Genomic DNA, 22,459 nt, shown 5'->3' on the forward strand with positions numbered 1-22,459 from the left:
TCGCCCCGGGCGCCCGCGTGGCCGTCGTCGCCCCGAGCGGGCCGGTGCCCGATGAGCGGCTCAGCGCCGGCCTGGACATCCTGCGCGGCTGGGACCTCGACCCCGTCGTCGCACCCCACACGCTCGACCGGCACCCCGGGTTCGACTACCTCGCGGGCACGGACGCGGACCGCGCCGCCGACTTCCAGGCCGCCTGGTGCGACCCGTCGGTGTCCGCCGTGCTGTGCGCCCGCGGCGGCTACGGGGTGCAGCGGATGGTCGACCTGCTCGACTGGGACGCGATACGGGCGGCGGGCCCGAAGGTGTTCGTCGGCTTCAGCGACATCACCGCACTCCACGAGGCGTTCGCCAGCCGGGCGGGGCTGGTCACCCTGCACGGCCCGATGGCCGCGGGCGTCGACTTCATCAAGAACACCCGTGCGCAGGAGCATCTGCGGGCCACGCTCTTCGCCCCCGAGTCGGTCCGCACGATCACGGCCGCCGAGGGCAGCACCGCGCTCGTACCAGGCCGGGCCCGAGGCGTCGTACTCGGTGGCTGCCTGTGCCTGCTCGCCGCCGAGCTCGGCCACCCGCACGCCCGACCCTCCGCCCGAGGCGCCCTCCTCTGCCTGGAGGACGTAGGCGAGGAGACCTACCGCCTCGACCGCTACCTCACCCAACTCCTGCGCGCCGGCTGGCTCGACGGCGTCGCCGGGATCCTCCTCGGCTCCTGGGCGCAGTGCGAGTCGTACGAGAGCGTCCGCGCGCTCCTCGTCGACCGGCTGGGCGGACTCGGGGTGCCGATGGTGGAGGAGTTCGGCTTCGGCCACGAGGAAGGGGCGTTGACGATCCCGTTCGGGGTGACGGCCGAACTGGACGCGGAGGCGGGGACGTTGACGCTGGACGAGCCGGCGCTCGTCTAGGGGGTGCTGTGCGGGACTTTCACAACACCCCCTAGGTGTTCACCCGCTGGACCGATCCGGTCACCGTCTCGGCCCCGCGACGGCGTAGGCCGCGGTGCCCGCGACCGTGAGGACCAGGGCCGTCCAGGTGCCCGCCGCCGTGCCGGGCGGCAGCAGCATCCAGGTCGCCACCTGCGTCGGCGTATTCGTCGAGGGCGGGGCGAAGAGCGAGAACGACAGCCAGGAGATCGGCAGCGTCCACGCGTACTGCGCCCCGAACACCGTCGCCCCGACGGCGACCAGCCCCATCAGCCCCGCGCTGTCGCGGACGACGAACGCGGTGGTGGCCAGGTCCTCGCCCATCGTCTGCACCGCCAGCAGCACCGCCCCGACGACCGTCCCGATGAGCAGCACATGCGCCGCCCTGCGGGGCACCCAGCGGATCGCAGCCGTCCGCTCCAGCGCGACGTCCTGCCCGCCGAGCCCGATCGAGGCCGCCGTCACCCCCGCGGCGAGGACGAGCGCGGACAGCCGCGGATCACCGGGCCCCCCGCCGCCGTCCCGGGCAAGCGCCCACACCGCCACCGCGCTGATCACCACCGCGGCGAACGAGGCGGGCACCTGCCGCGAGCGCGCGTACAGCGTCAGCCACCTCACCGGGACTCACCGCCGGCCAGCACGTCGAGCGGGTCGCCCTTGCAGGAGACCGCGGCGGCGTGCATGGCCCTGATCCGCGAGAGCTGTTCGGACCGCGGCAGCGCCTTGAGTTCCTTCCACACCGGGCGGGCCAGGTCGAGTTGGTCGCGCAAGGAGTGGACGGTGCCGCCAAGCGGCTTGAGGTCTCCGAGGACCCAGCCCGCCGCGACGCTCTGCCCGGCGAGTTCCCCGGACGTGCCACTTTCGTTGTCGCTGCGGGCGAAGCACACCGGCGCCATGCCCTGGGCGACCAGGGCCCGGGTCAGCTCCTCGCCCTTCGCGGTGGCGATCACCCCGTCGTCGAAGTCGAAGAGCACGGCGTCACGGGGCCGTTCCGGCGCGTCGCTGAGCGACCGCAGGGCGGTGCTCTCCCGGATCGCGACCGGCGCCTGGCCGCCCAAGGCGTCGTGCAGCAGGCGCAGCGCTTTCCTGCCGGGGCCCGCGAGGTCGTCGAGGCGTGTCTGGTGCGCCTTCGTCACGCACACCGGGCCGTCGCACACCATCGCCGCGGCGGCCTCGTCGACGACGTACGTCCGGCGGGGGTCGGAGGGAAGGACCAGCAGGGCGAGCGCCGCGCCCGCCAGGAGGGGTGTCAGGGCGAGCAGACGGGCGCGGGGGGTCGCGGCGGCCAGCAGGGCGAAGCCCGTCGCGATCATGCCGAGCAGCCAGAGCGTCTGCCCGACATGTACGGAGGGCGAGAGGGTGAGGAGCACCTCGCGCACCCCTGCCACCGGCGGTGACAGCAGCGAGATCCGGTTGGGCACCATGGCCGTCGGCACCGCCGACTCCAGCGAGTCCGGCACCTGCCGCAGGAAGTTGGTGAACAGGAAGGCGCACACGGCCAGCACCGGCGGGGTGAGCGGGGACGGCAGCGCCCGTGCGACCCCCATGCCGAGCACGGCCCCCGCGACCAGCGAGAGTGCCCCCACCAGCGAGATCGGCAGCCATCCGAGGTGTGTGTACTCGGTGACGGCCGGTACGTGGACCGCGCCCTGGAGGACGAGGAGCCCGAAGGCCGAGGCCAGCGTGATCGCCGTCGCGCCCGCAAGGGTGGCCGCGCGGTGCCAGGCGGGCCGTGGTGTGCTCGTCAGCAGCTCGGAGACGTTCGAGCGGTGGTCGCGCAGCCCCTGGAGTGCCCCGAGACCTACGGCGAGCGGCCACAGGAAGATCAGCAGAGAGCGGGTCCACAGGGCCATGGACGTCCACTGGGCCGTCCACAGCGCGGTGCCGTTCCACCAGGGGCCGCTCAGCAGGTACAGGAACGCCAGCGCGGTCGTGAGGACCACGGCGCCGGCCCACAGGGCGACGGAGCGCCTCAGCTCGATGCGCAGGACACGGACGTTCACCAAGTTCCCCTTCCCTGCTCGGGGTTGAGCAGCATGGCCGAATAGCCGCGCTCCAGCGGGCTGTCACCCTCGTGTTCCGGGCCGCCCACCGAGGCCAGCTCGTCCGGAGGGCCCTGGAAGACCAGCCGTCCCTCGGCAAAGAGCACCACGTCGGTGCAGGCGGCGGCGACGTCCTCCACCAGATGGGTGGAGACCACCACACAGGTGTCCGTGCCGAGCTGCTGAAGCAGCTCGCGGAAGCGCAGTCGCTGCGCCGGGTCCAGGCCCACCGTCGGCTCGTCCAGCAGCAGGATCGACGGGTCGTTGACTATGGCCTGGGCGATGCCCACCCGCCGCACCATGCCCCCGGACAGGGCCTTCATCCGCTGGTCGGCGCGGTCGGCCAGGCCCACCCGCTCCACGGCACGCTGCACCGCCGCGGGGATGTCCGCCTTGGGCACCTCCTTCAGCCACGCCATGTACTCGACGAACTCGCGCACCGTGAAGCGCTTGTAGTAGCCGAACTCCTGCGGCAGATAGCCGATCCGGCGGCGCAGCGCACGGTGCTCGCCCCTGCCGCCCGCGGACTCGCCGAGCAGCTCCAGGGTGCCCTCGGTGGGGCGCAGCACGGTGGCCAGCGTCCGGATGAGGGTGGTCTTGCCCGCCCCGTTGGGGCCGAGCAGGCCGTGTACGCCACGGCCGAGCGACAGGTCGAGCCCGTCGACGGCCATGTGGTTCCTGCCGACCCTGACCTTCAGTCCGGTGGCCCGGATCTCCCAGGCGTAGGGCGTAGGCGCGATATCAGCCGCGCTCACCGCGGGCATCATGTGGTGTTCCTTTCGCGATGGTCCGATGGTCATCGATGGGCTCCCAGCACGGCGTACGCGCCCCTGCGGGCGATCAGGACACCGATGCCGAGCGCGAGGATCAGCCCCCACGCGGGCAGGCCGCCGGTGTGCAGGGCGAAGGTCGTACGGCTCGTGGCGAGGGTCGGTGCCACGACCACGGCGGCCCACACGGCCACCAGCGAGGCGGCGGCGCGGGTCACGCCGACGACACCGCCGAGCGCCAGGGTCGCGGAGGTGAAGGCCAGACAGGGCAGCAGCCACTGAGCGACCATCACTCCCGTCACCCATCCGCCCACCAGGAGCGCGGGGACGACCACGGCGAGCACGGACGCGGTGCGCCGCAGCACCAGATGGAGCCCGGCCCTGGGCACCGAGGCCGTCAGCTCGTACGCCGGGTCCAGACCGCGCGACCACGATGCCGCGACGCCGAGCACGGGCAGCACCGGGGCGAGCAGCAGCACCAGTGACACCTCTCCGGAGCCGGGGCCGACCAGGTCCAGCAGGAGCGCGAGCAGCGTCACGCCCATGGCCATGGCCAGCCACGGCACCATCGCCGGCGTCATCCACCCCGACAGCCGCGACGACCAGCGCCGCCGGCGCGGCATCGTGACGGCCGTGGCCAACTGGGGTTCGAGGCCGGACCACACGGTGTCGACCAACGCCGCCACGGCGGGGACCTCGGCCCCGACGGCGGCCGACAGCCGGTCGCGGCACACCCCGCAAGCCTCCAGGTGGGCTTCCAGGGCCCACACCTCGTCGGCGGCGATGTCCGTGTCGCCGCGCGCGTAACCGTCGATGATCCGCATCGACGCGTGTTCCACGCTCATGCCAGCGCCTCCCGCATCGCGATCCGGGCCCGGCGGGCACGGGTCTTGACCGTGCCCTCGGGCAGCCCGAGCAGGACCGCGGTCTCCCGGACGGACAGCCCGTCGAGCACCATGGCCTGCAGTACCTGTCTGAGCTCCGGCGCGAGGCGCCGAAGCGCGTCGCCGACGTCACCGCCGACGGTCGCCGCGAGCGCCTCCTCCTCGGCGGCGGGCGCCATGGGCTGCGGGGCGGCCGCGGGCGGCGGCTCCGCGTGGTGGGCCCTGCGCCGGAACGCGTCGACGAGCCGGCGCGCCGCGATCGTCCACAGCCAGCCGACGGCGGTTCCCCCGGCCGCGGTCCCGACGAAGGCACCCGCCGCGCGCCACACCGCCAGATACGTCTCCTGCATGACCTCGGCGACGATCTCCTCGTCCGCACAGCGGCGGCGCAGCCGCACCGCCATCCACGGCGAGGTACGCCGGTACAACTCCTCGAACGCCGCGCGGTCGCCTCTGGCCACCAGTCGGACGAGACGCTCCTCGTCCAGCTCGCCCGGTGCCTTCCTGACTGATCTCACACCGGCTAGACGCCCGAGCCGGGCCGCGGGTTTTCCCTTCGATGTGATCCGCGCCACATGCGGGTGGGCAACTTGGAGTCCAGCTGCGGGAGCCACCTACCGGGCGCATCCGGCTCGCGCGCGTCATCCTGGAGGTATGAGCCCGAAGACATCGGACCGTGTCCGGACGCGCGGGCACCGGCAGTGGGGTGATCTGCTGACGCCCGGCAGGGTGATCGTGGGACTGCTCATGGTGCTGGCTCTGGTGTTCATCTTCGAGAACACCCGGAGCACCGAGATCCGGCTGCTGATCCCCGAGGTCACCATGCCGCTGTGGCTGGCGCTGCTGGGGACGGGAGTGATCGGGGCGCTCTGCGGGGCCTATTTCATGAAGCGGCGCGGGTGACGCCTGGGGCGGCTTACCGTGGCGGTGTGTACGAGAACGCTCGCTACCTCGCCGCAGGGGCCCGCGTGGGGATACGGCACTTCACGCTCGACGACGGTCCCGAGTTCACCGCGCGGGCGCGGGAGAGCAAGAGCCTGCATCAACCGTGGCTGTTCCCGCCGACGACACCTGCCGCGTACGCCGCCTACGCGGGGCGGCTCGTCGAGGATCCGACGAAGGCGGGGTTCCTGGTGTGCGAGCGGGAGGGTGGCGGGATCGCCGGGTTCATCAACATCAACAACATCGTCGGGGGCGGTTTCGCGTGCGGGGCGCTGGGATACGGGGCCTTCGCGCACGCCGCCGGGCGGGGGCTGATGAGGGAGGGGCTCGGGCTGGTCGTCGAGTACGCGTTCGGAGTCCTGGGCCTGCACCGGTTGGAGATCAATGTGCAGCCCGGGAACGCCGCCTCCGTCGCCCTGGCCCGGCGGTGCGGGTTCCGGCTGGAGGGGTTCTCGCCGGACTTCCTGTTCATCGACGGGGCGTGGCGGGACCACGAGCGCTGGGCCCTCACCACCGAGATGCGCCGCCGGGGCCGACCGGGGAGATGACGGTTTCCCGCCCCCCTGCGGCCTGCCGTCCCGCAGGATGAGTCCCATGCCGAAGAACATCGTCGTCCTGGACGCCCCCTCCAACCTAACCTCGGTCTCAAGCCGCCCGCCCCGGGCACCGTGCCCGGCTGTTACAAGCTCGCCGGCGCCCTGCGGGAGCAGGGGATCGTGCGGCGGCTCGGCGCGCTGGACGGCGGAGTGGTCGTACCGCCGCGCTACGACCGGGGGGACTGGCGGCTCGGCGACGGCGTCTTCAACGCGGCCGCGATCGCCTCGTACACTCGCAAGCTCGCCGACCGGATCGAGCGGCATCTGCGCGCCGGTGAGCTGCCCGTCGTCCTCGGCGGTGACTGTTCGATCCAGCTCGGCGCCTCGCTCGCCATGCGCCGGATGGGGCGGTACGGGCTGGTCGCGATCGACGCGTCCGCCGACTTCCGGCATCCGGGGAACTCCGACCTCATCGGGGCCGCCGGCGGCGAGGAGCTGGCGCTCGCCACCGGGCGCGGCCAGGACGACCTGACCGATCTGGAGGGACTGAAGCCGTATCTGCGGGACGAGGACGTACGACTCTTCGGCATCCGGGACGAGTTCGAGGACGACCGGACCGAGCTGGCCGCCCTGAAGATCCCCGTCGTCACCGTCGGCGACCTGCGGACCTGGGGCCCCGACGATCTCGCCCGCGTCACCGCGCAGAGCTTCGGGACACCGGAGCTCGAGGGCTTCTGGGTGCACCTCGACGCCGACGTGCTCGATCCCTCCGTCATGCCCGCTGTCGACAGCCCCGACCCTGACGGACTGCTCCCCGACGAGCTCACCGCACTGCTCGGCCCGCTGCTCACCTCACCGCACTGCGTCGGCCTCAACATCACCATCTACGACCCCGACCTGGATCCGGACGGCACGGCGGGCGCGCTGCTCACCGACATCGTGGTGACCGCCTTCACCCCTCGCGCCGGGGACTGATCCGCCGGCTGCGGGGCACCCGACCTGCTCGAACGACTGAACGCGGGAAGGAGGCGGACCCATGAGCACGAGGCCGCACGATCCCGGGGCCGACCCCGAGGACGAGGGCATGCCCGATCTGCAGGACGGGACGCCGGAGCAGCAGCGGTCGAGCGATCCGCAGCAGCTGCCCGTGGCCGGAGACGAGCCGACGATCGCCGAGGAACGCGACACCACCGTCGACGAGGTCCTCGAACGCGAGTCCCTGGACGAGCGGTTGGCGGACGAGGAGCCGGAGATCGACCCCGGTGTCGAGCCCGGCGAGCCCGAGGCCCCGGCCGGACTGCTGTACGACGAGCCCGACCCCGATCTCCCCCGCGACCAGGACGTCTACTCCCAGGAGGGCTCGACGAGCGGGCTGTCCGCCGAGGAGTCCGCGGTGCGGATCAGGGACGAAGAGGACTTCGGGGACGACGAGTTGATGTAGGCGACCTGCGCTACCCGGCCGCGCGGCGGTCCGCGTACTCGTACACCGAGCCGTCCGGGTGCACCGCGATCAGATTGCGGCCGACGGGGGTCGGCACCGGGCCCGCCAGGACGCGGGCGCCCGAGTCGGTGAGAACCTGATGGGCCTCGTCGACGTCCTCGACCGCGATGGTGGCGGTGACCTTCCGCAACACCTCCAGCTCGGACTCGGGCCCGCTCATCAGCAGAAAACAGCCGACGGCGGCGACCTGGACACCACCGCGCTCGAAGCGCATCGCCGGTCCGCCCGAGAGTCTCTCGTAGAAGGGGACGGCGGCTTCCAGGTCGTCGACACAGATACGGAGCGTGGTACCGAGAATCTCCATGCGTACGAGCCTAGTTGGGGCCGACCGGGGACGAGATCGTTTCGGCCGGTTCGAACCGGCCGGCTCTCCCTGGGGGGCGGCGTTACGCGGGCGTGCGCCCGGGTACTCGGGCGCCATGGACCGCTTGGATCATCTGGAACATCTGGACAAGGCCCTGGTCGACGAGCTGGCGCTGGTGGCCCGTGAGACCGTACGCGACGAGCTGCGGCAGCAGACCCGCAAGCAGCGCCGCAGGGCTGCCCTGTACGCCGCGTCCGGCGCCGTCGCCCTGTACGCGGGTGCCGCCCTGGCGCTCGCCCTCGGTCTGGCGCTCGCGCTGGGTCTCCCCGACTGGGCCGCCGCGCTGATCACGGCCGTCGTCCTGGGAGCGGTGGCCTACGTGCTGCGGAGCGCCGCCCGGCCCTCGGCGTCCCGGCCGACGGCCGAGCGTGCGGCGGAGCTCGCGGCGGGGCGTGACCAGGCCGGTGGTGGTGGCGGTGTGGGTGGCTTCACGGCGCCGGGGGCACCCCCGGGCGGGGCCGGGCCGGCCGGCTATCCGCCGGTGCCGCCCGTCGCGCCCGGCGGTACGGCCGCCGGGGGTCTGCCGCCGACCGGTACCGATCCCGAGGCGCCGCATCACCGGGCCCGGTGAGTGGTGCGTACCCCATCCAGTACGTCATCCCTGCCGCGGCGCCGCAGAGCCGTCGTGGTGACGGGGGCGAGCGGTGGCGTCGGCCGGGCCACCGCTGTGGCCTTCGCCGCCCGGGGTGATCGGGTGGCGTTGCTCGCCCGGGGACGCGAGGGGCTCGCGGCCGCCGCCGACGACGTGGAGCGGGCCGGGGGCGAAGCGCTCGTCGTCAGCGTCGACATGGCCGACGCCAATGCGGTCGAGGACGCGGCCCAGCAGGTCGTCGACGCCTTCGGGCGCATCGACGTGTGGGTCAACAACGCCTTCGCCGGGGTCTTCGCGCCGTTCCTGGACATCACGCCCGACGAGTACCGGCGGGTCACCGAAGTGACCTACCTGGGCTATGTGTTCGGTACGCGGGCCGCGCTCCGGCACATGCTGCCGCGCGACCACGGCACGATCGTCCAGGTCGGCTCCGCGCTCGCCTACCGGGGGATTCCGCTGCAGTCCGCGTACTGCGGGGCCAAGCACGCGATCCAGGGCTTCAACGAGGCGCTGCGGTGCGAGTTGCGGCACGGCGGGACGCGGGTGCGTACGACCATGGTGCAGCTGCCCGCCGTCAACACCCCCCAGTTCGACTGGGTGTTGAGCCGAGTGCCGGGGCGAGCGCGCCCCGTGGCGCCGATCTACCAGCCGGAGGTCGCCGCGCGCGCCGTCGTCCACGCGGCGGCCCATGGGCGGCGGCGGGAGTACTGGGTGGGCGGATCCACGGTGGCGACGCTGGTCGCGAACGCGGTGGCCCCGGGCCTGCTCGACCGGTATCTCGCTCGTACGGGATTCGACGCCCAGCAGGACGAGCAGGACGAGCAGGGTGAGCAGGGTGAGGCGGATTCCGGTGGGTACGGGAACCTGTGGAGCCCCGCCGACGGGCCGCACGGGGAGGACTTCGGGGCGCACGGGCGCTTCGACGACGAGGCGCGGCCGAAGAGCGCGCAGGAGTGGGTTTCACGCAACCGGAACCGCGCGTGTGCGGCATTGGTGGTGTGCGGTCTGAGTGCCGCGACCACCGCTGGTCTCCGCCGTCTGCGCTCGGCGGCCAACGGATGATGGCCCGGCCCGGATGATGGCTCGGCCCAGATGATGGGGAGAGGAAGCACCATCTGGACCGAGGACTGGGGGAGTCGGGACTCGGGGGCCTGTCAGCGGTTTCCCTGCTGGAGTTGTGGGAGCACCTTCGTGCGGTAGAAGTCGAAGAAGCCGCGTTGGGCGGGGCCGATCTGGCTCACGTAGACGCGGTCGAAGCCGGCGTCGGCGAAGGAGGTCAGTTCGGCGACGTGTTCGTCGACGTCCTCGCCGCAGACCGTGTTCTCGGCGACCATCTGCTCGGTGACCAGGGGCTCCAGCTGCTCGAAGTGGCGGGGAGAGGGGAGGATCTGGCCCATCTCGCCGGGCAGGAGCTGGTTGGACCAGAGGCGGTGGACCGTACGGACGGCGGCGTCGCGGTCCTGGCCCCAGCACAGCTTCGTACCGCCGCTGACGAGGTTGCCGCCCCCGCCGCCCTTGCGGTACTGCGCCACGAGCTCCTCGTTGGGCCCCATGGTGATGAAGCCGTCGGCGACGCGGGCGGCGAGCCCGGCGGCGTTCGGGCCGAAGGCGGAGACGTCGATCGGGACGGGCTCGTCGGGCACCGTGTAGAGGCGGGCGTTCTCCACGGTGTAGTGGACGCCGTGGTGCGTGACCTCCTCGCCGGTGAACAGACGCCGCATGATCTGGATCGACTCCTCCAGCATCTCCAGACGGACGTTCGCCGGCGGCCAGTGCGTGCCGAGGATGTGCTCGTTGAGGGCCTCACCCGAGCCGAGGCCGAGACGGAACCGGCCGCCGGTCATCACCGCGCTGGTCGCCGCGGCCTGCGCCACGACCGCCGGGTGGATCCGGACCGTCGGACACGTCACCGCCGTCTCGATCGGCAGCGACACGGCCTCCGAGAGGGCGCCGATCACCGACCACACGAACGGGCTGTGCCCCTGCGTGTCGTTCCACGGGTGATAGTGGTCCGAGATCCACAGGCACTCGAATCCGGCCTGCTCGGCCATCCTCGCCTGCTCGATCAGGTCGGCGGGACCGAACTCCTCGGTCGCCAGGAAGTAGCCGAACTCGGGCATGGGGGGTACCTCCGCGAACCGTGCGAGCCGGGTCGCGGTCCGAGTACCCGGGAGTCACCGTGGAAACCCACGGACGTTCGGGCGCCCCGATGGTTCCTCGCCGGTTTGGGGCCCCTTGACCAGGGGGACGCGGAAGGCCCGTACGTCACAGGACCCGTATGTCCGAGGGCTCCTACGGGCGACCCCGCCGGAGGCGAACGTGAGTCGACCCCGCATCGTGATCGTCGGTGCCGGCTTCGCCGGCTACCGGACGGCCCGCACCCTGTCGCGGCTGACCCGGAACCGTGCCGACATCACCCTGCTCAACCCGACCGACTACTTTCTGTACCTGCCCCTGCTGCCCCAGGTCGCCGCAGGCATCCTGGAGCCGCGTCGGGTCACCGTCTCCCTCACCGGCACCCTGCGCCACGTACGTCTGGTGCTCGGCGAGGCCGACGACATCGACCTCGACGCCCGTACCGTGCACTACTCGGACCCCGAGGGCGGCATCGGCACCCTCACCTACGACCGGCTCGTGCTCGCGGCCGGCAGCGTCAACAAGCTGCTGCCCATCCCGGGCGTCGCCGAGCACGCCCACGGCTTCCGCGGACTGCCGGAGGCGCTGTACCTCAGGGACCACGTGACCCGGCAGGTGGAGCTGGCCGCCGGTGCCGAGGATCCCAAGAGCTGCCGGTCGCGCTGCACCTTCGTGGTGGTCGGCGCCGGGTACACGGGGACCGAGGTCGCGGCCCAGGGGCAGCTGTTCACCGACGAACTGGTACGCAAGCAGCCGCTGTGGCAGGGTGTGCGGCCCCGCTGGCTGCTGCTCGACATCGCCGAGCGGGTCATGCCGGAGATGGACGAGAAGCTGTCGCGGACCGCCGACCGGGTCCTGCGGCAGCGGGGCGTCGACGTACGTATGGGGACCTCCGTGAAGGAGGCCACGCACACCGGAGTGCTGCTGACCGACGGGGAGTTCGTCGACACCCGCACCCTGGTGTGGTGCGTGGGTGTACGGCCCGATCCGCTCGCCGCGTCGCTCGGACTGCCGATGGAGCGCGGCCGGCTGCTCGTCGAGCCCACGCTGCACGTGCCGGGCCGACCCGAGGTGTTCGCCTGCGGGGACGCGGCCGCCGTGCCCGATCTGACCAAGCCGGGCGAGTACACGCCGATGACGGCCCAGCATGCCTGGCGGCAGGGCAAGGTCGCCGGCCACAACGTCGCCGCCTCGCTCGGCATCGGCGAACCCAAGCCCTACCGCCACAGCGACCTGGGCTTCGTCGTCGACCTCGGCGGGATCAAGGCCGCCGCCAACCCTCCCCCACCCTTCGGGCGGGGGGACCCCCATCTCGCTTCGCTCGGCGTACCGCTGTCCGGCGCCGTCGCCGGAGCGGTCACCCGCGGCTACCACCTCGCCGCGATGCCCGGCAACCGCGTCCGCGTCGCCGCCGACTGGCTCCTCGACGCCGTACTTCCGCGCCAGGGCGTCCAGTTGGGCCTCGTACGGTCCTGGTCGGTGCCCCTCGACACGGCGTCACCGGAGCTGGCGCGGGTGCCGGGCGGGCAGAAGAAAGCAGGGCCGGACAAGACCGGGGCCGAGTCGCCGGCGGCGTCCGGTGGCCGGGGCGGCGCACAATGGCAGGAAACCCCTGACAAGCCGGGCCCCGTGGCGGTGCCGGGGGCCGCCGGGAAACCGCACGCCTCACCGGTACCCGGGGCATCGGAGCGGTCCGGGCCCGCCCGGCAGCAGGACGGTCCCGCGAAGCCGGGGCCGACCGCGGTGCCGGGTGCCCCCGAGAGTCCCCGGCGACAGCCCCGGACGTCGGCGCCCGACGCCGCGCAGGAGCCCGCCAAGGGTTCGGAAGGAGACACATGAACACCCGTCAACTGACCGAGCTGGCCCAGCAGTTGCGGGTCGACAGCATTCGTGCCTCGACCGCCGCCGGTTCCGGGCACCCCACGTCGTCCATGTCGGCGGCCGAGCTGATGGCGGTGCTCCTCGCCCGGCACCTGCGCTACGACTTCGACCGCCCCCAGCACCCGGGCAACGACCGCTTCGTGCTGTCCAAGGGCCACGCCTCGCCGCTGCTGTACTCCGCGTACAAGGCGGCCGGCGCGATCAGCGAGACCGAGCTGATGACCTACCGCAAGCACGGCAGCCGCCTCGAAGGACACCCCACGCCACGGCGTCTGCCCTGGGTGGAGACGGCCACCGGCTCGCTCGGCCAGGGGCTGCCCGTCGGCGTCGGCATCGCGCTGGCCGAGAAGCGGCTGGACCGTACCGGATACCGGGTGTGGGTGCTGTGCGGGGACAGCGAACTCGCCGAGGGCTCGGTGTGGGAGGCCGCCGAGCACGCTTCGTACGAGCATCTGGACAACCTTGTCGCGATCGTCGACGTCAACCGGCTCGGCCAGCGCGGGCCCACCCGGCACGGGCACGACCTGGACGCCTACGCCCGCCGCTTCGCCGCCTTCGGCTGGCACACCATCGAGATCGACGGGCACGACGTGGACGCCGTCGACCGCGCGTACGGCGAAGCCGAGTCCACCAGGGCCCAGCCGACCGTGATCCTCGCCCGCACCCTCAAGGGCAAGGGCGTCGAGTCCGTCCAGGACCGCGAGGGACTGCACGGCAAACCGCTCAAGGACCCGGACGAGGGGATCGCCGAACTCGGCGGCGTACGCGACATCCGCGTCGAGGTCCCCGGGCCGCCCGCCGCACGCATGCTGCACGCCGTACGGACCGGGCATCTGGAGCTGCCGCGTTACGAGATAGGCGAGGAGGTCGCCACCCGCAATGCCTACGGGCAGGCCCTCGCCGCGCTCGGCACCGCGCGCGGCGACATCGTCGCCCTGGACGGCGAGGTCAGCGACTCCACACGCGCGGAGTTCTTCGCCAAGGAACACCCCGAGCGGTTCTTCGAGTGCTACATCGCCGAACAGCAGATGGTGGCCGCCGCGGTGGGGATCGCGGCGCGCGGATGGCTGCCGTACGCCTCCACGTTCGCGGCGTTCCTCACCCGGGCCCATGACTTCATCCGCATGGCCTCGGTCAGCGGGTCCGGCATCAACCTCGTCGGCTCGCACGCGGGCGTCGCCATCGGACAGGACGGGCCCTCTCAGATGGGCCTGGAGGACCTGGCGACCCTGCGCGCGGTGCACGGCTCGACCGTGCTGTACCCGTGCGACGCCAACCAGACCGCCAAACTGGTGGGAGCCATGGCCGGGCTCGACGGCATCCGCTATCTGCGGACGTCCAGGGGAGAGACCCCCGTCATCTACAGCCCCACCGAGGAGTTCGAGATCGGCGGCAGCAAGGTGCTGCGCGCCTCGGACAGCGACCGGCTCACCGTCGTCGCGGCCGGCGTCACCGTCCACGAGGCCCTGAAGGCCGCCGAGGCGCTGGACGGCGAGGGCATCCAGGTCCGGGTGATCGACCTCTACTCGGTCAAGCCCGTCGACCACCGCACCCTGCGCGAGGCCGCCGAACGCACCGGCTGCCTGCTCACCGTCGAGGACCACCACGAGGAGGGCGGCCTCGGCGACGCGGTCCTCGGCGCCTTCCTCGACGGCCGCCCGGTGCCCCGCCTGGTACGCCTGGCCGTCCGCACCATGCCGGGCTCGGCCACCCCCGAGGAGCAGCTCCACGGGGCGGGCATCGACGCGGAGTCGATCGCGGCGGCGGGACGGCTGCTGGTGGAACACGCCATCGTGCGCTGAACGGACTTCCACAGGAGGGGAGTCGGAGAATGGGCGACGACGACACCGCGAGCACGCTGCGGGTCGGCCGCCGGGCGGTCGAGATCCACCGCCCGGAGAAGGTGCTGTTCCCTGCAATTGGCGAGGGCAAGGAATACACCAAGGGCGATCTCGTCGCGTACTACCGCGCCGTCGCCCCCTTCATGCTGCCCCATCTGCGGGGGCGCCCGCTGATGCTGGAACGGCACCCCGACGGCCTCGACGGGCCCATGTTCATGGAGAAGAACACCCCCGAGCACTACCCGGACTGGATCGAGCGGGTCGAGGTGCCCAAGGAGGACGGCACGGTCGTGCACACCGTGTGCGACGACACCGCCACCCTGATCCTCCTCGCCGACCAGGCCTGCCTGACCCTGCACCGCTGGCTCTCCCGGGTCGGCCGCCTCGACCGGCCCGACCGGATGGTGTTCGACCTCGACCCGGCCGCGGACGACTTCGAACAGGTACGTGAAGCGGCAAGGGACGTACGGGAGTTGCTGGACGAGCTCGAGTTGCCGTCCGCGCCGATGACCACCGGCTCCAAGGGCGTGCACGTCGTGGTCCCCCTCAAAGGGCACGACGACTTCGACAGCGTGCGCGACTTCGCCAGGGACATCGCCGAGGAACTCGTACGGGCCCAGCCCGAGCGGTTCACGACCGCCGCCCGCAAGAAGGACCGCGGCGAGCGGCTCTACCTCGACGTACAGCGCAACGCCTACGCCCAGACCGCCGTCGCCCCCTTCACCGTACGGGCCAGGCCCGGTGCGCCCGTCGCCACACCGATCGCCTGGGAGCAACTCGACGACCCTGCCGTCCACGCCCGCCGCTGGACCCTGGCCGACGCCGTCGAACAGGCCCACACCAACCCCTGGTCGGGGCTGATGAGCAGGGCCCGCGCCCTCGGCCCGGCCCGCCGACGGCTCGCCGAGCGGCGGGCCTGACACCGAAAGGTTTGGCCAACGGCCGTGGGGCCACTCGGTGTTCGAGGTGGCCATGTCGAACACATCCAGCACATCCAACACATCCGACTCGCCGAAGCCGGACGACGACCGGCCCGGCCCCATGCAGGTGCTGCGCCACGCGCGGGCCCAGCTCGCGGAGCTGACCGGCATGGCGCCCGAGTCCGTGTCGTCCTTCGAACAGACCGAGAACGGCTGGACGTTGGAGGTCGAGGTCCTGGAAGTCGCCCGGGTCCCCGACACGATGAGCCTGCTCGCGAGCTATCAGGTGGAGCTCGACCCCGAGGGCGAGCTCACCGGCTATCGGCGCGTTCGCCGTTACGAACGCGGGAGGGCCGACCCACATCCGCGCCGCGGCTAGGCCGCCCTCTCGCTCCCCCATCCACAGACAAGCCATCCACAGACAAGGAGGACCGGCCGGCATGACCGTAGTCCCGGCACAGCAGTCCGGCGGCGGTGGCACCAGCGGCCTCTACGACGTCCTGGAACTCATTCTCGACCGAGGAATCGTCATCGACGCCTTCATCCGCGTATCCCTCGTCGGGATCGAGATCCTGAAGATCGACGTGCGTGTCGTCATCGCCAGCGTCGACACCTATCTGCGTTTCGCCGAAGCGTGCAACCGACTCGACCTGGAGGCCGGGCCGCGGAAGGAACCCGGCCTGCCGGACCTCGTCGGTGAGATCACCGAGTCCGGCGCGCGCGGCAAGTCCAAGGGGGCGCTGTCCGGTGCCGCCGAGAAGGTCTCCGAGGCCTTCCGGCAGGCCCGTGAGGAGGGCCATTCCGAACCGCGGCCGGCGCGCAGGACCACGAGCTCGCGCAAGAAGGAGGAACAGGAGTGAGCACGTACGTGTACGGGATCACCGCGCGCTCACATCCCGCACTCCCCGAGGGCATGGGCGGCGTGGGCGACCCCGCGCTCCCCGTGCGCGTCCTGGAGGAGGGCGAGCTGGCGGCGATCGTCAGCGACGCCCCCGAGGGGCTGCGCCCCAAGCGCCGGGATCTGCTCGCTCACCAGAACGTCCTGAACGAGGCGGGAGCGGGCGGCCCCGTGCTGCCGATGCGGTTCGGCAGCGTCGCCCCGGACGACCCGGCCGTCACAGGTGTGCTCGCCGAACGCGGTGAGCACTACCTGGAACGACTGGGCGCCCTGGACGGCAAGGTCGAGTACAACGTCAAGGCCAGCCATGACGAAGAGGCCGTGCTGCACCTCGTGATGGGGGAGAACCCCGAGCTGCGCGCCCTCACCGAGGCCAACCGGCAGGCGGGCGGCGGTACTTACGAGGACCGGCTGCGGCTCGGGGAGATGGTGGCCGCCGCCGTGCAGACCCGGGAGGCCGAGGACGCGGTGGAGATCCAGCGCGTGCTCGAACCGGCCGCCTCAGCCGTCAAGGTGGGCCCCGACTCCACCGGCTGGCTGGCCAATGTGTCGTTCCTCGTCGACCGGCGCTCGGCCGAGGTGTTCCTCGCCGCGGTGGACGAGGTCCGCAAGAGCCACCCGCACATCGAACTGCGCGTGAACGGCCCGCTGCCGCCGTACAGCTTCGTGGAACCGGGCCCGTCGCAGCCGGCGGAGACGACGCACTGACGGTGCCGAGGGAGACGAGCACATGGGACTGATCACCGAGGTCCTGCTGCTGCCGTTCGCGCCCGTCCGCGGCAGCTTCTGGGCGATCGGACAAGTGGTCGCCGAGGCCGAGCGCCAGTACTACGACCCGGCGGCCGTGCGCGCCGATCTCGCCCGCCTCGAGCAGCGGCTCGAGGCGGGCGAGATCGATGAGGAGGAGTTCGACCGCCTGGAGGACGAGCTCCTGGACCGGCTGGAGATCAGCCTGGCCAGGAGCACCGGAACACGAAGGGGCACCGGAACACGAAGGGCCAACGGGACGACAGGATGAACCGACTGGGACTGGGCCTCGCCATCGGGGCCGGCTACGTCCTCGGACGTACGAAGAAGATGAAGCTCGCGTTCGGCGTCGGCACCATCGTCGCCGGCGAGCGCCCGCACCTGAGCCCACGGGCGCTCGCGGACCTGGTGTCACACCAATTGCGGAACAACCCGCAGTTCAAGGAGATGGGTGACCAGCTCCGTGAGGACCTGCGAGGCACGGGCAAGGCAGCCACCGGAGCCCTACTGGAAGACCGCCTGGAAGCCCTGGCCGACCACCTGCACGCCCGCACGGCCCGGGTACGAGACCAGCAGGATCCAGCCCCTCCGGCGTTTGAGGAGCGGGGTCTGGGGCGGAGCCCCGGGGATGGGACGGGTAGGGGCGGCGGGGACGCCCAGGCCCAGCGCCTGCCGACCACCCTCGGCCGCAAACTCGGCGAGACAGCCGTCAAGGTCAACGACATCGCCAAGGGCAAGGGCAACGTACTCGGCACCCTCAAGCCCACGGTGATCATCGAGTCCGTCGACGTCGGCGTACCCGTACGCACGGCGTACGACCAGTGGACCCGCTTCCAGAGCACCACACACACCATCGAACAGGTGTCCGGCGGCCGCATCGCCTGGACATCGCAGGGCGCGAACGGCACCCGGGGCCGCCGGGCCCGCCTCGACCTGAAGAACTTCGTCCGCTTCAGCGCACTGCGGGGCATCGGGGAGGACTTCGAGGAGGACATCGACGAGGAACCGTACGAGGATGAGGACGTGGAACGGGCCACCGTGGGCGGGAGCCGACGATGACATTCCCGAGCCGAGTCCCGGAGCCGTACGGCCAGAACGGCAGCGCCAACCTGGCCGACATCCTGGAGCGCGTGCTCGACAAGGGGCTGGTGATCGCGGGCGACATCCGCATCAACCTGCTCGACATCGAGCTGCTCACGATCAAGCTGCGCCTCATCGTCGCCTCCGTCGACAAGGCGAAGGAGATGGGCATCGACTGGTGGGAGACCGACCCGTCCCTGTCGTCCCACGCCCGCCGCGACGAACTCTCCCGTGAGAACGCCGAGTTGCGTGCCCGGCTCGCCGAGCTGGACGAGAGCGGGCCCCGGCGGGAGCCGGAGCCGGCCATCGAACGCGGCCGCGCCAGAGAGGAGCCCTCATGACCGGACTGCGGTATGTGTACGCCGTCTGCCGCCCCTTCGGCGCGGCTCTCCAACGCCAGCTCACCGGGGTCGGCGGGGCGCCTCCCCGGCTGCTGCGCCACCACGACCTGGTCGCCGTCGTCAGCGAGGTGCCGGAGCGCGACTTCGCCGAGCGGCCGCTCCGCGCCCATCTGGAGGACCTGGACTGGCTGACCGAGACCGCCCACGCCCACCAGAACGTGATCGACGCGCTCACCGCCGTCACCACACCCCTGCCGCTGCGGCTCGGCACCGTCTTCCACGACGACAGCGGTGTACGGGTCATGCTGGAGGCCCGAGAGGAGGGCTTCCGGCGGACTCTGGACCGGCTGGCCGGGCGGGTGGAGTGGGGAGTGAAGGTGTACGCGGAGCCCGAGGCCCAGCAGGAGCCCCGGGAGCCGGCGAAGGCCGCCAGCGGGCGTGACTACCTGCGGCAGCGGCGCCTGAGCCACCGGGCCGACGAGGAGCTGTGGGAGCGGGCGGACAGGTTCGCCCGCCGCCTGCACGAGACGCTCGCGGAACGCGCCGAGGACACCCGTTTGCACGCGCCCCAGAATTCCGCGCTTTCCGGCGTGCCCGGCCGCAATGTGCTCAACGCGGCCTATTTGGTCTCGCGCGCGCATTCCGAGGAGTTCGTGGAACTGGTGGACCGCACGAAAAGCGAGGAACCGGGGCTGCGCGTGGAACTAACGGGGCCCTGGGCGGCATATTCCTTCAGTGGGGAAGAACCGGACGGAGAGGAAATGAACGGGGATGAGACGAACGGTGACGGGGTGGGCGCATGACGGTCATAGAACGCCGTGAGGTCGCCCTCGTCGATCTCCTGGACCGGCTTCTCGCGGGCGGGGTGGTCATCACCGGAGACCTCACACTCCGGATCGCGGACGTCGACCTCGTCCGTATCGACCTCAACGCGCTCATCAGCTCGGTGAACGCACAAGTCCCGGCGCCCTGGGGAGGGTTGGAGTGACCGGCCCCGACCGTCTGGAAGGCCGTAACCGGCTCGAACTGGAACCGGACACGGTGGAACGCGACCTGGTCAAGCTGGTGCTGACCGTCGTCGAACTCCTCCGTCAGCTCATGGAGCGCCAAGCCGTGCGCCGCTTCGACACCGGCGAGCTCACGGAGGAGCAGGAGGAGCGCATCGGCCTCACCCTGATGCTCCTCGACGACCGCATGACGGAACTGCGCGAGCGCTACGACCTGCGGCCCGAGGACCTGAATCTGGACCTCGGGCCGCTCGGGCCATTGCTCCCCAGGAAGTGAATTCACCACCTGTATGGGAGCGAATTCACCACCTGTACCACCGGCCCCTGCCCCCGGTGGCGGATGTGCCGCGCACCAGGAAACCGAGCAGCCACAGGACAAGAACGGCCAGTGCCAGATACCAGAGAACTTCCACCGCAAATCCGGCGCCGAAAAGAATCAGCACCAGAAGCAGTACCAGCAGGATGGGAACCATTTCCGAACCTCCTGACGGCTCGGGTTTCCAGAATACGCCCGAATACGCCTGATCAGGCCGTTCTACGGCAGAGAATCTCTCCGTGCAGCACGGCGAACCAGCCGTCCTCCTGCCGCCCCCACTCCCGCCAGGCCGCCGCGATCGCCCGCAGTTGCTCGGTCGTCGCGTGACCGCCCTCCGTGGCCCGTTCGGCGTAGGCGGAGGCGACCGTCCGGTCCGCCCACAGTCCGCTCCACCAGGCCCGCTCCTCCGCCGTCGCGTACGTCCAGGTGGCGGAGGTGGCCGTGATCTCGGTGAACCCGGCCCACAGCGCCCAGGACTTCAGCCGGCGCCCGGCGTCCGGCTCCCCGCCATTGGCGCGGGCCACGCGCCGGTAGAGGTCCAGCCAGTCGTCCATGCCCGGGGACTCGGGGAACCAGGTCATCGCCGCGTAGTCGGAGTCCCGGACAGCGACGATGCCGCCCGGTTTCGTGACCCGGCGCATCTCGCGCAGCGCCTGCACCGGGTCGCCGACGTGCTGGAGCACCTGGTGCGCGTGGACCACGTCGAAGGTGGCGTCCGCGTGGTCCAGCGCGTGGACGTCCGCGACCGCGAAGTCGACGTTGCCCAGGCCGCGTTCGGCCGCCGTGGCCCGGGCTTGCTCCAGGATGCCGGGGGCGTGGTCGACGCCGGTGACGCGCCCGTCCGGGACCAGGGCGGCCAGGTCCGCGGTGATGGTTCCCGGGCCGCAGCCGATGTCCAGGATCCTCATGTGCGGCCTCAGCGAACCGAGGAGATACGCCGCCGAGTTGGCGGCGGTCCGCCAGGTGTGCGAGCGCAGCACCGACTCGTGATGTCCGTGCGTGTAGACGGCGGTCTCCCGTGCCTTCGACATGACCGTTCCCCTTCCGCGAGGTCCGCGAGGTCGTACTCGAACCGTACGCGCTCATGTCGAATATTGAGACCGCCGTCTTGAATGTTGGACGGATGGTGACGGTTGTCGTCAGTGGAGGCGCAGGGGGCGGTAGACCGTGAGCGCCTCCGGCAGCTTCCGGAGTGTCAGATCCCCTTCCGCCACGGCGACTTCTCCGTCGTACGCGAGGGGCGTGCCCGGCGCGATGCCCTCGACCCGGAGCTGTCGTACGCGCACGGCCGCGTGCGCCGGGGAACGGGTCAGCGGGCCCGCGATCGCCGCCGCCAGCAGGCGCAGGGCCGGGCGGCGGCCGCCGTGCACGATCCGGACGTCGAGCAGACCGTCGGCCAGGTCGTAGCGGCGGGCCGGGGTCAGGCCCATCCGGTGGTACGTGCCGTTGCCGGCGAAGAGCAGCCACAACGGGTGCGGGCGGCCCCGGAGGGTGGCCTGGAGCGGACGGCGGTCGGAGCGCAGGACGCGCAGCGCCGCGATCACCCCGGCCGGCCAGCCGCCGATCAGCCGCTCCCAACGCTCGCGTTCCCCCACCAGCTCCGGATAGACGCCCAGGCTGAACGTGTTGAGGAAGTGCCCTTGCGTCTCACCGGACGCGAAGTGCCCGAGGTCCACGCGGACGGCCTCGCCCCGGCTCAGCGCGCGGCTCAGATCACGGGCGTCCTCGACGCCGAGGTCGTACGCGAAGTGGTTGAGCTTGCCACCAGGGAGTACGGCGAGGGGGAGGCCGTGGCGCAGGGCCACCTCGGCGGCGGCGTTCACCGTGCCGTCGCCGCCGCACACGCCGAGCACCCGGGCGTGCGCGGCCGCCTTCTCCAACTCGGCCTTCACATCCTCCGGTTCGCACTCCACGGTCTCGGCGGCGGGGAGCGCGTCCCGCAGGGCGTGTACGCGGTCGGCGGTCGCCGCGGCCCTGTTGGCGACGACGACCAGGCCGTCCCCGTCGGGCAGCGCGGGCGCGTCCACGTGCGGGCGACCGGGCGCCGGGAGCTGGTCGCGGGTCGGCACGAGACCCCGTACGGCGTAGGCGGCGCCCACGCCCAGGGCGGCGCCGACCAGGACGTCGCTCGGGAAGTGCACACCCGTGTACACGCGGGACAGCGCGACCGCGGCCGCCACTGGGGCGACGGCCGCGCCCCAGCCGCGGGACTCCAGGGCGACGCCCGTCGCGAAGGCGGCGGCCGACGCGGAGTGCCCCGACGGGAAGGACGTGGTGATCGGCTGGCGCTTCAGCTGGCGCATCAGCGGGACGTTGTCCAGGGCCGGGCGGGGGCGGCGTACCGAGCGCTTGCCGAGGGTGTTGATGGTCGCGGAGGCGAGGGCGAGCGAGGCCACGCCCCTCGCTGCCGCCCTGCGGGCCCTCGGGCTGCGGGTCGCCGCGAGGGCCGCCGCCGTGGCGAACCACAGCACGCCGTGGTTCGCTGCGCGGCTCAGCCTCGGCAGCATGGGATGGGCGCCGGGCCAGTGGCGGGTCGCCACCGCGTTGAACAGGCGACTGTCCGCGGCCAGGAAACGGTCGCGGAGGATGTGGTGGCCGGGCGGGCGTACGGTGAGGTCGACGTCTGCGGTCATGGGTCCACGGGTACCCCATGGCCGTGGATCTGTGTCGGGCGGGGTCCACGTAGGCCCCGTGGCTGCGGCTGGGCGCAGCGGCCCGCAGTTGGGACGGCGTCGGAAATC

28 protein-coding genes and 1 pseudogene are annotated in these 22,459 nt (G+C 71.9%); 19 read left to right on the forward strand and 10 right to left on the reverse strand.

Features of this window, described 5'->3' with window-relative positions; genetic code table 11:
* The first annotated feature begins 17 nt into the window (after positions 1-17).
* Positions 18-902, forward strand: a complete 885-nt coding sequence (locus tag CES90_RS33125) for a S66 peptidase family protein (RefSeq protein WP_189787333.1) — start codon at positions 18-20, stop codon at positions 900-902.
* 60 nt (positions 903-962) lie between these two features.
* Here CES90_RS33125 and CES90_RS33130 read toward each other — a convergent pair whose 3' ends face one another.
* Genes CES90_RS33130 through CES90_RS33150 form a run of 5 tightly spaced genes read right to left on the reverse strand, consistent with a single transcriptional unit; the run spans position 963 to position 5,134 of the window.
* A complete protein-coding gene (locus CES90_RS33130) occupies positions 963-1,538 on the reverse strand; it encodes a hypothetical protein (RefSeq protein WP_189787294.1) in 576 nt (191 codons plus the stop codon).
* Positions 1,535-2,923 carry a hypothetical protein gene (locus CES90_RS33135; protein WP_189787295.1) on the reverse strand — a complete coding sequence of 463 codons (1,389 nt, stop codon included), beginning with the start codon at positions 2,921-2,923 and terminating at the stop codon, positions 1,535-1,537. Before CES90_RS33135 ends, CES90_RS33130 begins: the two co-directional genes overlap by 4 nt.
* Entirely contained in the window at positions 2,920-3,762 is an 843-nt protein-coding gene (locus CES90_RS33140) for an ABC transporter ATP-binding protein (RefSeq protein ID WP_189787296.1), read from the reverse strand. The genes CES90_RS33135 and CES90_RS33140 overlap by 4 nt, the downstream gene beginning before the upstream one ends.
* Positions 3,759-4,577 carry a zf-HC2 domain-containing protein gene (locus CES90_RS33145; RefSeq protein ID WP_189787297.1) on the reverse strand — a complete coding sequence of 273 codons (819 nt, stop codon included), beginning with the start codon at positions 4,575-4,577 and terminating at the stop codon, positions 3,759-3,761. The genes CES90_RS33140 and CES90_RS33145 overlap by 4 nt, the downstream gene beginning before the upstream one ends.
* Positions 4,574-5,134 (reverse strand): RNA polymerase sigma factor, encoded by a 561-nt coding sequence (locus tag CES90_RS33150; protein ID WP_189787298.1) that lies wholly within the window; start codon positions 5,132-5,134, stop codon positions 4,574-4,576. The genes CES90_RS33145 and CES90_RS33150 overlap by 4 nt, the downstream gene beginning before the upstream one ends.
* 136 nt (positions 5,135-5,270) lie before the next feature.
* Between CES90_RS33150 and CES90_RS33155 the strand changes: the two genes are divergently transcribed.
* From CES90_RS33155 to CES90_RS33170, 4 genes and pseudogenes are all read left to right on the forward strand, one after another.
* The gene (locus CES90_RS33155; RefSeq protein WP_189787299.1) at positions 5,271-5,519 is read left to right on the forward strand and encodes a LapA family protein; all 249 of its coding nucleotides are present in this window, start codon (positions 5,271-5,273) and stop codon (positions 5,517-5,519) included.
* 26 nt (positions 5,520-5,545) lie between these two features.
* A complete protein-coding gene (locus tag CES90_RS33160) occupies positions 5,546-6,106 on the forward strand; it encodes a GNAT family N-acetyltransferase (RefSeq protein WP_189787300.1) in 561 nt (186 codons plus the stop codon).
* A 46-nt stretch (positions 6,107-6,152) separates the two neighbouring features.
* Positions 6,153-7,069 (forward strand): annotated as a pseudogene (locus CES90_RS33165) (arginase family protein).
* 61 nt (positions 7,070-7,130) lie between these two features.
* The gene (locus CES90_RS33170; protein WP_189787301.1) at positions 7,131-7,535 is read left to right on the forward strand and encodes a DUF5709 domain-containing protein; all 405 of its coding nucleotides are present in this window, start codon (positions 7,131-7,133) and stop codon (positions 7,533-7,535) included.
* Between the two features lie 10 nt (positions 7,536-7,545).
* Here CES90_RS33170 and CES90_RS33175 read toward each other — a convergent pair whose 3' ends face one another.
* Positions 7,546-7,899 carry a VOC family protein gene (locus CES90_RS33175; protein WP_189787302.1) on the reverse strand — a complete coding sequence of 118 codons (354 nt, stop codon included), beginning with the start codon at positions 7,897-7,899 and terminating at the stop codon, positions 7,546-7,548.
* Between the two features lie 115 nt (positions 7,900-8,014).
* Here CES90_RS33175 and CES90_RS33180 point away from each other — a divergent pair, with 115 nt between their 5' ends.
* Both CES90_RS33180 and CES90_RS33185 read left to right on the forward strand, forming a co-directional pair.
* Positions 8,015-8,530, forward strand: a complete 516-nt coding sequence (locus tag CES90_RS33180; RefSeq protein ID WP_189787303.1) for a phage holin family protein — start codon at positions 8,015-8,017, stop codon at positions 8,528-8,530.
* Positions 8,531-8,584: 54 nt separating this feature from the next.
* On the forward strand, positions 8,585-9,613 hold the full coding sequence (locus CES90_RS33185) for an SDR family oxidoreductase (RefSeq protein WP_229914333.1): 1,029 nt from the start codon (positions 8,585-8,587) through the stop codon (positions 9,611-9,613).
* A gap of 92 nt (positions 9,614-9,705) precedes the next feature.
* Here the strand turns inward: CES90_RS33185 and CES90_RS33190 are convergent, their stop codons facing one another.
* Positions 9,706-10,671, reverse strand: a complete 966-nt coding sequence (locus tag CES90_RS33190) for an LLM class F420-dependent oxidoreductase (protein WP_189787304.1) — start codon at positions 10,669-10,671, stop codon at positions 9,706-9,708.
* A gap of 199 nt (positions 10,672-10,870) precedes the next feature.
* On the opposite strand from CES90_RS33190, the gene CES90_RS33195 reads away from it, so the two are divergent.
* The 12 genes from CES90_RS33195 (at position 10,871) to CES90_RS33255 (ending at position 19,679) form a co-directional block, all read left to right on the forward strand.
* Positions 10,871-12,526, forward strand: coding sequence for an NAD(P)/FAD-dependent oxidoreductase (locus CES90_RS33195; RefSeq protein ID WP_189787305.1), 1,656 nt, complete (start codon positions 10,871-10,873; stop codon positions 12,524-12,526).
* Positions 12,523-14,370, forward strand: a complete 1,848-nt coding sequence (locus CES90_RS33200; RefSeq protein WP_189787306.1) for a transketolase — start codon at positions 12,523-12,525, stop codon at positions 14,368-14,370. The genes CES90_RS33195 and CES90_RS33200 overlap by 4 nt, the downstream gene beginning before the upstream one ends.
* A gap of 29 nt (positions 14,371-14,399) precedes the next feature.
* A complete protein-coding gene (ligD, locus tag CES90_RS33205; RefSeq protein WP_189787307.1) occupies positions 14,400-15,329 on the forward strand; it encodes a non-homologous end-joining DNA ligase in 930 nt (309 codons plus the stop codon).
* Positions 15,330-15,381: 52 nt separating this feature from the next.
* Positions 15,382-15,708, forward strand: a complete 327-nt coding sequence (locus tag CES90_RS33210; RefSeq protein ID WP_189787308.1) for a gas vesicle protein GvpO — start codon at positions 15,382-15,384, stop codon at positions 15,706-15,708.
* Between the two features lie 61 nt (positions 15,709-15,769).
* Entirely contained in the window at positions 15,770-16,189 is a 420-nt protein-coding gene (locus CES90_RS33215) for a gas vesicle structural protein GvpA (protein ID WP_189787309.1), read from the forward strand.
* The gene (locus CES90_RS33220) at positions 16,186-16,935 is read left to right on the forward strand and encodes a GvpL/GvpF family gas vesicle protein (protein WP_189787310.1); all 750 of its coding nucleotides are present in this window, start codon (positions 16,186-16,188) and stop codon (positions 16,933-16,935) included. Before CES90_RS33215 ends, CES90_RS33220 begins: the two co-directional genes overlap by 4 nt.
* 22 nt (positions 16,936-16,957) lie before the next feature.
* The gene (locus tag CES90_RS33225; RefSeq protein ID WP_189787311.1) at positions 16,958-17,245 is read left to right on the forward strand and encodes a gas vesicle protein GvpG; all 288 of its coding nucleotides are present in this window, start codon (positions 16,958-16,960) and stop codon (positions 17,243-17,245) included.
* Entirely contained in the window at positions 17,242-18,033 is a 792-nt protein-coding gene (locus CES90_RS50165) for an SRPBCC family protein (RefSeq protein WP_229914334.1), read from the forward strand. The genes CES90_RS33225 and CES90_RS50165 overlap by 4 nt, the downstream gene beginning before the upstream one ends.
* Entirely contained in the window at positions 18,030-18,395 is a 366-nt protein-coding gene (locus CES90_RS33240) for a gas vesicle protein (protein WP_189787312.1), read from the forward strand. The genes CES90_RS50165 and CES90_RS33240 overlap by 4 nt, the downstream gene beginning before the upstream one ends.
* Entirely contained in the window at positions 18,392-19,198 is an 807-nt protein-coding gene (locus CES90_RS33245; protein WP_189787313.1) for a GvpL/GvpF family gas vesicle protein, read from the forward strand. The genes CES90_RS33240 and CES90_RS33245 overlap by 4 nt, the downstream gene beginning before the upstream one ends.
* Positions 19,195-19,383 carry a gas vesicle protein gene (locus tag CES90_RS33250; RefSeq protein ID WP_189787314.1) on the forward strand — a complete coding sequence of 63 codons (189 nt, stop codon included), beginning with the start codon at positions 19,195-19,197 and terminating at the stop codon, positions 19,381-19,383. Before CES90_RS33245 ends, CES90_RS33250 begins: the two co-directional genes overlap by 4 nt.
* 14 nt (positions 19,384-19,397) lie before the next feature.
* On the forward strand, positions 19,398-19,679 hold the full coding sequence (locus CES90_RS33255) for a gas vesicle protein K (protein WP_189787335.1): 282 nt from the start codon (positions 19,398-19,400) through the stop codon (positions 19,677-19,679).
* 25 nt (positions 19,680-19,704) lie between these two features.
* On the opposite strand, the gene CES90_RS33260 is transcribed toward CES90_RS33255, so the two are convergent.
* The 3 genes from CES90_RS33260 to CES90_RS33270 all read right to left on the reverse strand — a co-directional run bounded on the left by CES90_RS33260 (position 19,705) and on the right by CES90_RS33270 (position 22,351).
* Positions 19,705-19,875 (reverse strand): hydrophobic protein, encoded by a 171-nt coding sequence (locus CES90_RS33260; protein ID WP_189787315.1) that lies wholly within the window; start codon positions 19,873-19,875, stop codon positions 19,705-19,707.
* A gap of 52 nt (positions 19,876-19,927) precedes the next feature.
* Positions 19,928-20,749 (reverse strand): class I SAM-dependent methyltransferase, encoded by an 822-nt coding sequence (locus tag CES90_RS33265; protein WP_189787316.1) that lies wholly within the window; start codon positions 20,747-20,749, stop codon positions 19,928-19,930.
* A gap of 108 nt (positions 20,750-20,857) precedes the next feature.
* Entirely contained in the window at positions 20,858-22,351 is a 1,494-nt protein-coding gene (locus CES90_RS33270) for a bifunctional phosphatase PAP2/diacylglycerol kinase family protein (RefSeq protein WP_189787317.1), read from the reverse strand.
* Positions 22,352-22,459 lie beyond the last annotated feature (108 nt).

It is taken from the genome of Streptomyces capitiformicae (assembly GCF_002214185.1).
GTDB classification, from domain to species: Bacteria; Actinomycetota; Actinomycetes; order Streptomycetales; family Streptomycetaceae; genus Streptomyces; species Streptomyces capitiformicae.

What these genes read in the sequence shown, in the direction of transcription:
- CES90_RS33265 (WP_189787316.1), bottom strand. Translation starts at nt 20,749, where the DNA reads ATGTCGAAGGCACGGGAGACCGCCGTCTACACGCACGGACATCACGAG.
- CES90_RS33245 (WP_189787313.1), top strand. Translation starts at nt 18,392, where the DNA reads ATGACCGGACTGCGGTATGTGTACGCCGTCTGCCGCCCCTTCGGCGCG.
- CES90_RS33155 (WP_189787299.1), top strand. Translation starts at nt 5,271, where the DNA reads ATGAGCCCGAAGACATCGGACCGTGTCCGGACGCGCGGGCACCGGCAG.
- CES90_RS33225 (WP_189787311.1), top strand. Translation starts at nt 16,958, where the DNA reads ATGGGACTGATCACCGAGGTCCTGCTGCTGCCGTTCGCGCCCGTCCGC.
- CES90_RS33260 (WP_189787315.1), bottom strand. Translation starts at nt 19,875, where the DNA reads ATGGTTCCCATCCTGCTGGTACTGCTTCTGGTGCTGATTCTTTTCGGC.
- ligD (WP_189787307.1), top strand. Translation starts at nt 14,400, where the DNA reads ATGGGCGACGACGACACCGCGAGCACGCTGCGGGTCGGCCGCCGGGCG.
- CES90_RS33140 (WP_189787296.1), bottom strand. Translation starts at nt 3,762, where the DNA reads ATGACCATCGGACCATCGCGAAAGGAACACCACATGATGCCCGCGGTG.
- CES90_RS33170 (WP_189787301.1), top strand. Translation starts at nt 7,131, where the DNA reads ATGAGCACGAGGCCGCACGATCCCGGGGCCGACCCCGAGGACGAGGGC.
- CES90_RS33250 (WP_189787314.1), top strand. Translation starts at nt 19,195, where the DNA reads ATGACGGTCATAGAACGCCGTGAGGTCGCCCTCGTCGATCTCCTGGAC.
- CES90_RS33240 (WP_189787312.1), top strand. Translation starts at nt 18,030, where the DNA reads ATGACATTCCCGAGCCGAGTCCCGGAGCCGTACGGCCAGAACGGCAGC.
- CES90_RS33145 (WP_189787297.1), bottom strand. Translation starts at nt 4,577, where the DNA reads ATGAGCGTGGAACACGCGTCGATGCGGATCATCGACGGTTACGCGCGC.
- CES90_RS33200 (WP_189787306.1), top strand. Translation starts at nt 12,523, where the DNA reads ATGAACACCCGTCAACTGACCGAGCTGGCCCAGCAGTTGCGGGTCGAC.
- CES90_RS50165 (WP_229914334.1), top strand. Translation starts at nt 17,242, where the DNA reads ATGAACCGACTGGGACTGGGCCTCGCCATCGGGGCCGGCTACGTCCTC.
- CES90_RS33175 (WP_189787302.1), bottom strand. Translation starts at nt 7,899, where the DNA reads ATGGAGATTCTCGGTACCACGCTCCGTATCTGTGTCGACGACCTGGAA.
- CES90_RS33190 (WP_189787304.1), bottom strand. Translation starts at nt 10,671, where the DNA reads ATGCCCGAGTTCGGCTACTTCCTGGCGACCGAGGAGTTCGGTCCCGCC.
- CES90_RS33210 (WP_189787308.1), top strand. Translation starts at nt 15,382, where the DNA reads ATGTCGAACACATCCAGCACATCCAACACATCCGACTCGCCGAAGCCG.
- CES90_RS33270 (WP_189787317.1), bottom strand. Translation starts at nt 22,351, where the DNA reads ATGACCGCAGACGTCGACCTCACCGTACGCCCGCCCGGCCACCACATC.
- CES90_RS33180 (WP_189787303.1), top strand. Translation starts at nt 8,015, where the DNA reads ATGGACCGCTTGGATCATCTGGAACATCTGGACAAGGCCCTGGTCGAC.
- CES90_RS33215 (WP_189787309.1), top strand. Translation starts at nt 15,770, where the DNA reads ATGACCGTAGTCCCGGCACAGCAGTCCGGCGGCGGTGGCACCAGCGGC.